This is a genomic window from Formosa bonchosmolovskayae (genome assembly GCF_051016085.1).
Lineage (GTDB): Bacteria > Bacteroidota > Bacteroidia > Flavobacteriales > Flavobacteriaceae > Formosa.
This window is the reverse complement of sequence record NZ_CP174605.1, coordinates 3,587,259-3,600,159: the sequence shown is the minus strand read 5'-3', so window position 1 is coordinate 3,600,159 and position 12,901 is coordinate 3,587,259. Positions and strand designations below refer to the sequence as shown.

The 12,901-nt window shown below is 34.5% G+C and carries 8 protein-coding genes and 1 tRNA gene; 1 reads left to right on the top strand and 8 read right to left on the bottom strand.

Translation table 11 applies throughout. The features are described from left to right. Positions 1-91: 91 nt before the first annotated feature. The 7 genes from ACKC83_RS15530 to ACKC83_RS15500 form a co-directional block, all read right to left on the bottom strand. Positions 92-727 (bottom strand): DUF1444 family protein, encoded by a 636-nt coding sequence (locus ACKC83_RS15530; RefSeq protein ID WP_434036216.1) that lies wholly within the window; start codon positions 725-727, stop codon positions 92-94. 183 nt (positions 728-910) lie between these two features. Further along, complete coding sequence (locus ACKC83_RS15525; protein WP_434036215.1) at positions 911-1,525, bottom strand: hypothetical protein; 615 nt, start codon at positions 1,523-1,525, stop codon at positions 911-913. Between the two features lie 146 nt (positions 1,526-1,671). Then, on the bottom strand, positions 1,672-2,373 hold the full coding sequence (locus tag ACKC83_RS15520) for a hypothetical protein (RefSeq protein ID WP_434036214.1): 702 nt from the start codon (positions 2,371-2,373) through the stop codon (positions 1,672-1,674). Between the two features lie 4 nt (positions 2,374-2,377). Then, positions 2,378-2,893 (bottom strand): GNAT family N-acetyltransferase, encoded by a 516-nt coding sequence (locus tag ACKC83_RS15515; RefSeq protein ID WP_434036213.1) that lies wholly within the window; start codon positions 2,891-2,893, stop codon positions 2,378-2,380. A 120-nt stretch (positions 2,894-3,013) separates the two neighbouring features. Further along, positions 3,014-3,745 carry an SIMPL domain-containing protein gene (locus tag ACKC83_RS15510; protein WP_434036212.1) on the bottom strand — a complete coding sequence of 244 codons (732 nt, stop codon included), beginning with the start codon at positions 3,743-3,745 and terminating at the stop codon, positions 3,014-3,016. Between the two features lie 172 nt (positions 3,746-3,917). Further along, entirely contained in the window at positions 3,918-4,331 is a 414-nt protein-coding gene (locus ACKC83_RS15505) for a hypothetical protein (protein ID WP_434036211.1), read from the bottom strand. Between the two features lie 119 nt (positions 4,332-4,450). Then, positions 4,451-9,451 (bottom strand): DUF5724 domain-containing protein, encoded by a 5,001-nt coding sequence (locus ACKC83_RS15500; RefSeq protein ID WP_434036210.1) that lies wholly within the window; start codon positions 9,449-9,451, stop codon positions 4,451-4,453. Between the two features lie 219 nt (positions 9,452-9,670). Between ACKC83_RS15500 and ACKC83_RS15495 the strand changes: the two genes are divergently transcribed. Next, positions 9,671-12,181: a hypothetical protein gene (locus ACKC83_RS15495; RefSeq protein WP_434036209.1), complete on the top strand. Its 2,511-nt coding sequence runs from the start codon at positions 9,671-9,673 to the stop codon at positions 12,179-12,181. Between the two features lie 426 nt (positions 12,182-12,607). Here the strand turns inward: ACKC83_RS15495 and ACKC83_RS15490 are convergent. Then, positions 12,608-12,680: transfer RNA gene (locus ACKC83_RS15490), tRNA-Gly, on the bottom strand. Positions 12,681-12,901: the final 221 nt, after the last annotated feature.

The window sequence follows — 12,901 nt, the reverse complement described above, 5'->3', positions numbered from 1 at the left end:
TCTGTTTAAAGCATAAAAAAAGGTATTCACATAGTTGTAAATACCTTTTTGTGGTTCTTCTATTTGTTTGAATTCATTGAAGTGTCATGTTTTATTCGTCTTCAGACAAATTATCTAAAGCGATATGCCCTGTGATATGTCCTTCTTTCATCGTGAAAAGGATATTGGCTATAGGCGCATTTCCGTAGCTATCGTCTTCCCAAGCATCTTTGTGTAAGTTTAAAAAGGCTCCTAATAGATCTTCGTCAGCGTCTCTAGAAATCACCATCATACACGTCCGTCTCGGTACAGAAACAAATAATTCGTCGGCCTCTAACATGGCATGAGCTTTTAACATATGTGCTTCATTGAGAATGCGTTCACTAGAAAAATCGTTTCCACTAGAAGTCAGAACCTTATTTTGTAATACTTCAGAATAAGTGAATTCTGTTTCATAATTTCCTAAGTTTCTAAACGCTTCATTTGTAATTTCCTTAGCATCCATGGTTTCTAAATGCTGTTGCGTAAGAAATACAAAATTATCTGGTGTATCCATTCCATAAGCAATAACGACTTTTGGCCCAGCTTCTGTTTGTATTAAATTAGAATTTAATGCTCCAGCTCTTAAACCCACCCAATTCCCTGGTTTTAATATAGGATAGATTTTTTGATCACTATTTTTAGTCTGTTCAACTATTTCGTCTATTTCTTCTGGAGATTTTTCTTTTCCGTAAAGAGTACCGCTCATAATCTTGTGTGTTTATTGATTAGTACAAAATTAGAAAAGCAATTGTTGTTTTTTATCACGGGATTCAGTTATTTCTAAGTGTAATGAACTAGCTATAACGCTTATTTCGATAACATTGAATCTATAAAAAAAGGCATTCTTAATTTTAAAAATGCCTTTTTTTATCTGTATTTTTAAATTAAATTATAATGGAATATGTCCTACAATACTACCATCTTTTACAATAAAAAATGAATTTGTAATTGGTGCGTTACCAAAACTATCATCTTCCCAAGTATAGTTGTGTAAATAAGCAAATTTATTAATCGTGTCTTCATCTGCTTGTCTTGAAATAATAGTCATACAAGTTCTTCTAGGGATAGATACTAATAACTCTTCCGCGTCTAACATGGCATGTGCTTTTAACATATGTGTTCTAGAAAGAATGGTTTCACTAGAAAAATCGTTTCCGTTAGCTCCAACTGCTTTATTATCTAGAGCTCCAACAAATTCTAATCCCGTATCACAGTTTGCTAAATTTTCAAAAGCTTCTTGTGTAATTTGTTTGGCATCCATAGTTTCTAAGTGTTTTTTAGTTAAAAACACAAAGTTGTCTGGCGTATCTATACCATAACCAATCACGACTTCAGCGCCATCTTCGGACGGAATTAAAGTAGAACTCAAAGCTCCTGCCTTTAATCCAACCCAGTTGCCTGGTTTTAAAATAGGATAAATCTTTTGATCACTATTTTTAGTTTGCTCTATTATTTTTTCTACTTCTTTTTGAGATTTTTCTTTACCGTGAAGTGTACCGCTCATAATGTTGATTTTTTTGATTATTTCTTACAAAATTAGAGAAGCATCTCAGTTTTTTTATCACGGTTTTCAGCCATTATGAGATATAATGGTTTATCTAAATAGAGCTTCTATCTTTTATAATTAGCCTGTTTTAAGACTAACGATAGTTACGGACAGTCTAGCGATGTTATTAAAAATTGACCGTCTTCATTTTCAATAATTGCGATACTACGTGTGATGCCTATGCCTTTAAAAATATATTGGTTGTCTTTCTTTTCTAGAAACTCAGGCATTAAAATAAAATTTCCTTTTGAATTGACATCAATTTTAGGATCATGCACAGGTAATTGGTGATAGACTTCATGTAATGTCATATACTTATATAGATACGTTTTCTCAAAACAATCAGCAAAATCCGTGTAGGTGTGAATGATATGGTCATAGGTGGTTATATCTTCTTCAATTTCAAATGGCTTGTCGTTAAACTTTTCAATGCGCTTATCCGTTGATTTATGTATGAGTTTTCCTTTAAAATCGGGAATAATTATACCATTGTAAATAGGCTCTAATCGAGGTCTAAAAGTTGTCAAGTCTGAACTATGAATAAACCCAGAACCGACTTGGTTTTTTACTTCAACAAAATGTCCATGAAGTTGAAAGCCTTCACCAATATGTATGGATTGTTTTGTTTCAAGAATGTGCTCTGCAACAATTTTCTCTCCAACTGAAATGCGCTTTATCAATTTTGAATCTAACGCAGGTTTTTCATACAGTTGAGCACCATAAATATTGATGACAAAAAACGTGTTTTTCTCACTTTTTTCTTTTGAAGAATTACCGATTGTCATTTCTAGACCTGCGCTTTTCATTGGTTTAGTATTCTAAATACATAATATGATTTGGGTTGCTATGCGTCTCAGATATTTTAAAATCAAAAGCGCCTACAATTTTAAAGCCCATGTTCTGATAAAAGTTTACCGCCTTTTGGTTTTCTGTCCAGACCGCAAGCCAGATCCCGTTTTGATGCTGTTTTTTTGATAATTCAACATTAAATTGAAATAATTTAACCCCTAATTGTTTGCCGTGAAATGCTTCTAAAAGATAAATGCGATCTAACTTCGTAATGCTTATATCAGTTATATTTTTATTGGTCGTATCTAATTTAATTTTTGAAAATCCAGCAATAACACCATCACTATAAATAAGATGATAAAGAACTTTCTGATTGTTAAATTCTTCTAGGATGGTCTCCTTTTTATATGTTTTAGAAATATAACTATCTATGTCGGTTTTAGAAGCGCTATGTCCGTGAGACTCCCTGAACGCTTGTGTTCCGACTTCTACGATAAGATACGAATGGGTCTGGTTTGCTTTTATAATTTCAACCATATTAATGTGTTTTGCCTCTCTAAGATGAAGCTCTTTTTTTTGTTATTCAGTTTCTGATATAAAGAAAGGTATTCTAGTGGATAGGAATACCTTTTTATTATAAATACATAGAGTAGGAGATTAGTCAACTTTATAAACCAACTTCATAGTAATAGAAGCTGTTTTTTCTCTATTTGCTGTATTAAAGGTTCCTCCCCAAGAATAATCTTCACCAGAATTTTGACCTGTAATTTGAAAGATTCCCATTTTAGCCGATTCTAATTCACTTAAATGTCCCCCAGAAAATTTAGCGATATTTTCGGCGCGTAATCTCGCGTCTTCTGTAGCTTTAGAAATCATTTCAATTTTTAAATCGGCAAGTTTTGTGTAATAATAGCGTGGTGCTTGCGAATAAAACTGAACCCCTTGATTTAGTAATTCGGTAATTTCTCTAGAGACTTTTTCTATTTTATCCACGTCCTTAGATTCTATTTCTATAGACTGCGTAAGTTCGTAACCTACAAATTCTTCGCCAGCATAATCGCCATTAACGGTGTATAATTGCTTCGATTTTTGATGTGTAGAAACCGCACTATAAACCAATTCTTCTGGCTTAATCCCTTTTTTAGATAAGTAATTATTAATAGTCGATTTTTTTTGTTCTAAAGAAATGTAGGCTTGCTGTAAATCCATGTTAACAGACCCAAAACTTCCTTCCCAAACAATTAAATCTGATGAGAAATCGGTTTTTCCTAGACCGGTGACTTCTATTTTACCATCGATTTTATTTCTGTCGGTGTAGGCTTTTCCTAAGAAAATTGAGGATGCAACGATTGCAATTCCAAAAATGATGGCGTTTGTATAATGTTTCATGATGTGTTTTTTAATAGTTTGTTTTATTTATTGTGTTTGGAAAAATCTTTATTTAAAATTAATGTTTTAATTTCTATCGTTTTATGATTACTAATTTGAAATGTGCCTTGTCCGGAAACTAGTTTAGAATACATGGTATTATCATCTCCAAAGAAGGGTTTTCATAAATAATTTACCAATAGGTGCCGACTAAAAATGTAAGTCTTATAAAGGCAATCACACTGTTTGAGCTGAGTACTAAAGGTGTTTTTAAATCGGTTATTTCTTCATCGTCTACAAAAACCACGAATAGACCGTCTTTAAAAGCTAACAACACATTGTCTATAGCTTGTTGGTGATTGGCAAGCGTTGTATTGGTAATATCTCCAAAATCGACTTTACCACTTTGGGCTTGTTCTTGAATTTCGGCCGGACTTAAAAATCCGATGACGTTTACTTCGGTTCGTTTTTTATTATACGCCTCTACTTGATGTTTTACACAGCCAATTAATAATTCTTCTAGGTTTTTAGGATGTGCTTCTAAGGTAAAAGGGACTTCTTTTACTTTTTTCTTTCCCAGTCTTTTAAGTTGTAATGTCAGTTCCATTGGTATACGGATTTTTTTTGCGTTAGGGATTGTCGTGGAAAGCCCACAGTGCGATAGCACGAGGACTTGCAACAGAAAGCCCGACCTCGCCTAAGCGAGGTAACGCCCTAATACTATTATTAACTATTAATTTGTGCCAAAATGGTTGGATCTTGGATTTTATTATCTTCTGAAAGTAATTTCATTTTAGAAATAATTTCTGCCGATTTTGGGTCCTCGTCTACGAAAGGCAAGAACATACGTCCGCGATGCTGACTATGTACTGGAATAATGGACAACGAGAGTCCGTTTTTACTCACCTGACCACTTCCTAAATGAATGCTATACTCGCCTAAAGTCCCTTTTATAAAGATATGACGCTCTTTAACCGTGATGTTTTTAAGTTTGAATAACTGGGCAGATGCTTCGGCCAATGCACCACGCATTTCCATAGTACTATGACTCGCTTCCGGATCGACACCACCAACGTGAGCTACACTTACCACCAAATCGATATCACGCATGATTTCGCTGAAAACTACTGGCGGAATCTCTGTAAGCGGGATGTTTTTGTAGCTGTCTATAGCGTGAAATTGAATGACTTCTAAAGTTGGTGCTTCTGCATCTGACGGCGAATACCAGTCTGCCATGGCGTACATGGTGGCTATAAATCCGCGTTTATGATACACTTTCTGTAAGCCGTCTTCCATACTCACCGTCCAACCACGACCGCGTAAAAGTGCTACGGTTTTATTTGGCTGAATTTGATGCCCTTGATAACGTTCGGAACGGTTGCTGTGTTCGCGTTCGTCGTTAGTGATTAAATACAATTCTCTAAACACTTGTTTAAACGGTTGCGTAATGCGCTCTGCAAATACATATTTTTGGTACATATCCCATTCTACCGCTTGATATAAATGTGACGCGTGTGCAATACGTAACACATCATCTTCTGCTAACGGATGCGTTTTGCCTGAAGCATCTGTTAATGTTCCTTCGTTATAAAACCCTGTAATTTCTCTTTCTGGAACGTACATTACTAACTTGCTCAACATCACTTTTACAATAGGATGTTGCATCATATTATGAATTTCTTTTGCCGTAAATTCATCTTCGTTAACCATCGCATTTTCTAGCGAAACACGCGTTCTGCTGTATTGTCTAGATAAGTACGTTTTGTGCTCTTTTAAGGCGATAACTTGTTTGTCTTTGCGCAGTTTTGCTGGAATGTTTTTTAATGATTTTCCTGCTTTGGTAACTTTAATATCTGCTTTACCAAGGTCGTTAATTACGAGTTCAATCTCTGTTTCTTCTATGTTAATCACGGCTTGCTCCATAATGGTCTGAGTGGCTTTCGCTTCCATAGCCCAACTAAAACGCACACGGTCTTGATAGCCGGCATTTCGTGATAAATTATCTAAAGCAATGCCTACAGCAATGGCTTCGCTTTCTTGACGTTGTTGTCCGAATTGCTTGCTCTCTTTTAAGAAATCTTGCAAGAGGTTGTAACGTTTTAAGACGTCTTTTTCGGGCACGGTTTTACTTAACGGAATTAATCCTAAAGCACGCACATAATCCTTATCGCGTTTGTCTTTAATTTTCTTTAGGGTTTCGGTGATTTTTACTTCACCTAACATGACGCTAGAATACAATTTAACTTGGCGATGTCCGTTTCCATCGGTGATGTATTTGGCGGCATCGTGAAGTAATTTCCAATTAGATTTCCCGATGGTTTGATACACTTTATTAAACCAATCGATATCTATGGCTCCAATGGCAAAATCGCTTTTTGGTATGTTTGAATAACGCGAAATAATGGTTTCTTTTTCGCTATTCATATAATCTGAAGCGTGCGCTTGAAACCACCATACGGCAGCGTCTAAATTTTCTAAACCTAAATATTCACCAACAAAGGCCGTCCATTGTGTGGCGTAACAAGCAAGTTCTATAAGGCGTTTTTTACTGACATTAGACGCATCTGCACGTGCGGCGAAATCTGCATAACTTTCGGTGTCTTTAAAGGTAGTTTTCTTTAAAATACCGCTAAAGATTGTTTTTTTACTATCACCATAATAACTGTAACCACGTTCAAAATTATCTTTTCCTAAACGTTCCAAAATCCGGAACACATAATCGATGCCTTCTAAGCGGTAAATAGAACTCATATACGCTGTTGCAGGCGTCGCTAAGTCACCACGTTCTAGTTCTGTTTCTAATAAATTGGTTTTTAATGGCGCAATTACGTGCTTTGGAATGGAATCTCTTTCAACCGATTTAAAATTCATCCTGTAGTTAAAGCCACCATCCATAATGACCATTAATTCATGTGAATTTAAAGCCTGAAAACGCAAGTCATCATCATTTAATAAACCTGCTTGATAACCTTTTAAATTGAGCTCAACACTAGGAAATGGCACAATTCCTGGTCTTTTAGCTTGTTGTGTAATTACTTTTACATCGGTCTCTGCATCGGGATGTGAAATATCTTGAGCGACTAAATACATATGAATACCCCAGTAACGTTGAAGTTCTTCATTAGATATATGTTTTAAATTACTCTGACTTAAACTTGGTGCGAGTGGTAAAATGATGTTTGCCCAATTATAAGTCACGGTTTCGTAACGATATCGAGACGATTGAAATTGAAGTAATTTGAGTTTTTCAGGGAAATTGGCAACCATATCCTCTAAAATATCTAATTTAAAAGAGGCCATTGTATTTTCTTCTGAATAGACTTTAAATAAACGACTTAAAATGGTGACATAGTCATTGGATGTGCTGTAATACGCTTGCTTTTCGCCTAAATTTAATCCGTTTAAATCGGGATAATATTGTCTGCCAAAAGGTTCTAATTCTTTATATTCCCCAAATGGTGCATTGCGGTGATTTATGTATCGAATGGTCGCATACATTTCGAAATCATTTAAACCACTTTTTTCATACCAAGCAATCCAAACGTTAGCTAACGGAATATTATGTAAAAGTGCTTCTGCAGTAGCATCGTCTCCTAATTTTTTAATATCACGAATGCCCTTTTCTATGTATGTGGTTGCAATTTCACCATCATAAACTTCTGTTTGGTATTCATGCTGCTTATGTTCGGTAACAAGCGCAATTAATTTATTGACCTGAGAGATGATTTTCTTGGTATCAATAAAATCCTTGAACTTGAATTTTGAAGATTCAGACATGGAAATGCCTAATTTATCAAAGAAATTCGTCTTCGTTTCAAAACGTGTTTTTGGGATGTATAGCGGTGTTAATTTATCGTAATCTATAGCTCCAAAACCGTTACTATAGTTGAATTCTTCTGCAGTGTCCGAAAATTTATCTAAATAAACTTGCTCGTTTTTAGTGATTTTAGGACGCTTATTATAGTCACGAATATGCGCTTCTATAAAATCAGGTTGTCTGTTGGCATCGTGTAACAGGGTTAACACTTCCAGTCCTGCTAAACGCTGGTCTATATTTTTGGCAGTCACTAAATTTGTGGTACGCGTTCGGATTTGGTCTACCGGTAATTCGACCAATAACTGAATTAATGAGGTACGTAAATCTTTATGTTTTCGTCTTAGTAAATCTTCTGCAATGTCTAAATCGGCTTCATAAAGATGCATTTTATTAAACAAATTCAATCCCGTTGCCATAACCAGTTCATTCCGGTTGTAAATGGCTTTTCTGGCTAAAGCGCGTTTCCAAGAATATTGGTCGTAATTTAAACGTTCTTTTTTCTTGGCATTTTGATGATAATTATAAAGCGAATAACTGTAATCTTTTGGGAAGACTTTACGGATATAATTCTCTCTAAATTCGGTTGGCAAAGTCTCTAAATCGTCTGCCATTAGCTCTAATTGTTCTTCTGTAGCACCATTAATTAAAAACTGGTAAAAGTAGTAAGACGAGGGTGTGAAACTCCACCAAGAGAATATTTTACTCTCGAAGGTTTTTCCCTTTTCATCGGCCGATTTTGCTACAGCAAATAAGCGATTAAACGTTTCATTGTCTAAAGTTGTTGGTGGTAAGTTTACCGCCATCCAATGGTCTAATGCATAATCTTTACCGACTTCTTTTTTGAAATATTCGACTAAAAGATCATTTGTTTTGTCGGTTTGACTAATGAAATATAATGCAAGAATCTTCTTGTGTCTATCTTCCGATTCAAAAACAATATCGAGGGCTTTTCTGTTAGCTGTATCAACATCTAAAATACCAATGGACCACAAACCAACTAACACTTCTAAATTATCTTTACTCTTTAAGTAGGTGTCTACTTCTTTTAAATTAAGAATTAAAGATTGTGCCAATTCTAGCACGCCGTTAATCACCGATTTTTTAGGCGTGTCCCAATTTAAGCCAAACCACGTACTCACGGCTCTGGTGACACTAGAAAAACGGGTCAGGTCGTTTTCTAAAACCACGTTAATCATATATTTTAGGGCACTAAGACCCGACTCGTCTAAAGACTCTAAAATGGTTTGTCTTAAACCTTCTTGGCGTTGGGCGGCGAGTAGTAATTTACTCACCATTTCCCAATGTTTTTCGTCTTCAGAAAGTAGCAGGGCTTTTATAATATCAGCGCTGATACCACCAATTTCGTCTTCATTTTGAATAATATCGTCCAAAAGTTCATCAAACATACCATTTCCATTATGAAGTAAAGTGGCTAAAAACAAGCTGTTTCCGTGAGGAAAGTAGGTGCTGTATTGAAAATGTTCATGTAGTGTTAATCCACCAAATCCCATTCTGCTGGAATTTAGGAATGCTCTAAAAGTTACTATTTTTTTGTGTATAACATCTTCTCCGTCTCGCGATCTAAAGGCTTGTCTGTTATAAGAATCTTGATAGGGTAATGTATTTATAAAATCCCACATTGCTGCTAGGTATGGTGCTTGAATAATGCCGTATAACTGCATTCCTAAACGCATACCTTCTGGTGTGGTCCAAGGATTTATATTAAAAGGATCTTCGAAGGCCTCAATAAAATCATATTGATTATAATAGACGCGTTTATCTTTTTCTATACCTGCAAGTACTTTTGCTAAAACACGATAAGGCTCAGAATACGCACGGAATTCAAATCGGTCTACTGCTGATTTTTTATATTGCTCCAAGTATTTTCTAGCATCTTCTATAGGGATCATATCTCTTAAATATTTTTAACTATGGTCATTAACAATGATTTGTCTTTTTCTAAACAAACCAAATTACTGTAGGCAAGTTAAAAGAAATCTGTTTGTATAAACTCACGGTATTTAGTGATTTTTATAAGTTTTTTTTACGTTTTAAATATCACAGAATACAGTGACAAGACGCTTACGATTTTATAATAGGTTTGTATAACCATTAACGTAATAAGTATCATGTCTGAATCTATAGAAACCCCAATATTTAATTTTTTTGAACTTGAAGCCTCCTTTGAAGCTATAAAAGGGTGTGAAAATTATCCTGAATCTTTTTATTATGAAATTTTTGTCATTGCAAAATCAACAGCAGACAAACACATTAGAACCGCGTGTAATACTATCATAAAAAAGCAGGCACCAGAAGCTTTACAACGCGCTTTTAAAAGTCGAAAAAAGCTCACTCAAAAAGGGGGAATAAAATCTGTAAACGCAAGATTGATTTCCATTTTAGAATATGGATTGCTTTCAGAAGACTTAGACCTGTTTAAACTCTATTCCCTTATTAGTAGAGCGCCAGAACTGGGGTTATACAGTTTCTCGAAAGAATTTTTGGTGCAGTTGTTGGAACACCCAGAGGTTTTAGGACGTTTTAATGGGATTGAAAGTCTGAAAATTCATTTAAAAGGAGAAGGCAATACGTATGATAGCATCCTTAAAGATATACCTAAACTAACATCTTTAAAAGAAATAGATATTGAAGGCGAGTTTGAACAATTACCAGAAGATATTGGTAGTTTACCAAATTTAAAAAAACTAAAGCTTGTTGTGCCTTGTTTAAAAAGGTTCCCAAATACAATGTCTCAGTTAACATCCTTAAAAAAAGTACATATTGAAGGTGCTTACTGGTCTAGAGACTCTGCTGACAATCTGAATTTAACGGACTTTAATTGGCTTACAAAACTTACAAAATTAAAAGTATTGAAACTGCGTTATGTAGGCGTTCAAGATATGTCTCAAGTGGTGTTTCCTGCATCTTTAAAACGTATAGAATTTTTTAGTTTGGATGAGTTAATTGCATTACCTAAGGATGTTAGTCATTTAAAGCAATTAGAACGGTTTATGATGTTATCAAATAGCATAACGCGCCTATCAAATGGATTTGAAGATTTACCTAAATTAGAACATTTTGAGCTTATAGCACCTAAGATAGATAGCATATCGGCTACCTTATTTTTTGGAGATGCGACTAGACCTAAATTATTCACTAAAATTGGCAATAACGAAATTAATATTGCCCCAATGACTGAAGTAAGTCAGCGAGAATCTATTACATTAGACACGCCAAAACTACTCAGCTTTGTGCTTGAGAATGCATCGTTTTTTCCTAATTTAAAAACGATAACTGTTAATTGTGAAGCACCAGAAACGCCACATAAAACGAGCTTAGCTGTATTTAAAAATCTAACAACACTCAATTATAAACTTGCTCACAATCTGGATTGGCTTCTTAAAGGGATTGAGCAATGTACAAAACTTAAAAATGTAGAACTATACAGATTTCAAGAGTGGCATACTAAGGATACAGAATTCCCTGTTCGAACTTTACCTAATGTGTTTTCAAAAATTGTACAGTTAGAAAACCTGATGATTAAAAATGCGAGTGCCTTAGTTATAAATACCGATTGCTTGCCAAAGCAGATTAGCAATTTAACTATTTCTGAAATAAAAGGAATAGAGGCAGGAACAGTACCGTTTGATGTGTTTAATATTGAAATAAAATCCACACCAATACTTAATTTACAGCAATTTCATACGGTAATTAGCGCGACTAAATTCAATCTTGGACATCGGAATCATGATGTTGATAATGTTTTAAATTTTAAAACCTTTAGACATCCAGAAAACATTGAATCGTATGAATTCACTAGTGATGTGAGTCAATTAGATAGCTTACTTAAAAACTTGGTAAATTTAAAGGAGCTTACCATCACATTTAAAAAAGACAATCCAGAACATAACAATGGATTAACCGCCTTTAAACACCCGAACCTAAAAATACTAAGAATTGAAGGTTATAATGGAAGTACCGAAGCTTTAGAGCGTTTATTAACCCATACACCAAACCTTGAATTTTTAGGAATATTTGAAGCCACAGGTTTTGATGCTTTTCCTACTGTAAGTTTGCCTCAGCTTAAAAAATTAAGAATGCAGAGTGTAGAGCTTAAAACCATAGACAACCTAAACGTTGAAACTATTGAAGCAGTAAAACTGATACATTGTGATCATATTAATGATGAAAGTATTGAAACAATATCCCGTTGGAGTTCTTTAAAACACGTTTGGTTAGAAGGCTTAAATGAAAATGGCAGTACCTATCCTGAATCGATTTCTGAGTTAAATTTAGAAACACTTTTTATCAGTGCACATAACAGAGAAGAAAAAATACCAACTTGGATTGCTAATATGAAAAGTCTACGTGTTTTAGGAATAAACAATTTTAAACAGACCATTTTACCTGTAGCATTAACCCGTTTAACACAACTTGAAGTATTAAGTATTAGTGGTTGTGAATTTTCGGAAAAAGTATCTGAAGACTTTAGAAATCTCAATTTAAAAAAATTGGTTTACTGGACCTCTAAATTTAATGGTAGCAATATGAAATCTGAACTCTATGCGCCATTGGAACATAAATTAGTGTCTCAACGAAATTTTGATGAGGAAGATAGCGAAGCACCTTTTAAAAGGTAAATGGGAGATTTTCGACTCCGCTGGAATACCGGTTACATTCTTAATTATTAATTTTTTAACGGTTCTTCTAGATGCCTGTAAAATAGAAAAAATTACATGCTTTTCTATGGTGTTCGAGCGGAGTCGAGAACGTAAAAATGTATATTAGTTGACAATCACGAATCACACTCTTAATTTTAGCGATGAAAAATTATTTGTTTATTTTTAGATTATCACTGGAATTCTTGACTTTGCTCAAATACTGCTTAAATTCTCCAAAGTTTAATTTTCAACGACTTTTCTAGAGTTCTATAAAATAGTAAAATCACATGCTTTTCTATGGTGTTCGAGCAGAGTCGAGAACCTTAAAGTGAAGCGTTTTTTTTGATTAATTACACACCACCATATCACAAAAAAAAGCGCTTCATAATTTTATGAAGCGCTTTGAGCGAGAGACCGGGTTCGAACCGGCGACATTCAGCTTGGAAGGCTGACGCTCTACCAACTGAGCTACTCTCGCAGTATTGGTAAGCGGTGGCAAATTTACATGTATTTCACTCTATTTTCCAAATAATAAAGCTCTAATTTTTAAAGTATTTTTAACTTTTTTTACAGCGTAAAATTAAAAGGCTTATTGATAGGTAATTATGAAATTTACAATAATGCTAATTTATAATTTTAGATATTTTTATTAGTTTCAAAAGTGCTTTTCTGAGTTAATATTTCATCGCATTGCATCAG

Coding starts and splice junctions, on each gene's coding strand:
- ACKC83_RS15525 (WP_434036215.1), bottom strand. CDS start 1,525: ATGAGCGGTACACTTCACGGTAAAGAAAAATCTCAAAAAGAAGTAGAA.
- ACKC83_RS15510 (WP_434036212.1), bottom strand. CDS start 3,745: ATGAAACATTATACAAACGCCATCATTTTTGGAATTGCAATCGTTGCA.
- ACKC83_RS15500 (WP_434036210.1), bottom strand. CDS start 9,451: ATGATCCCTATAGAAGATGCTAGAAAATACTTGGAGCAATATAAAAAA.
- ACKC83_RS15505 (WP_434036211.1), bottom strand. CDS start 4,331: ATGGAACTGACATTACAACTTAAAAGACTGGGAAAGAAAAAAGTAAAA.
- ACKC83_RS15520 (WP_434036214.1), bottom strand. CDS start 2,373: ATGAAAAGCGCAGGTCTAGAAATGACAATCGGTAATTCTTCAAAAGAA.
- ACKC83_RS15515 (WP_434036213.1), bottom strand. CDS start 2,893: ATGGTTGAAATTATAAAAGCAAACCAGACCCATTCGTATCTTATCGTA.
- ACKC83_RS15530 (WP_434036216.1), bottom strand. CDS start 727: ATGAGCGGTACTCTTTACGGAAAAGAAAAATCTCCAGAAGAAATAGAC.
- ACKC83_RS15495 (WP_434036209.1), top strand. CDS start 9,671: ATGTCTGAATCTATAGAAACCCCAATATTTAATTTTTTTGAACTTGAA.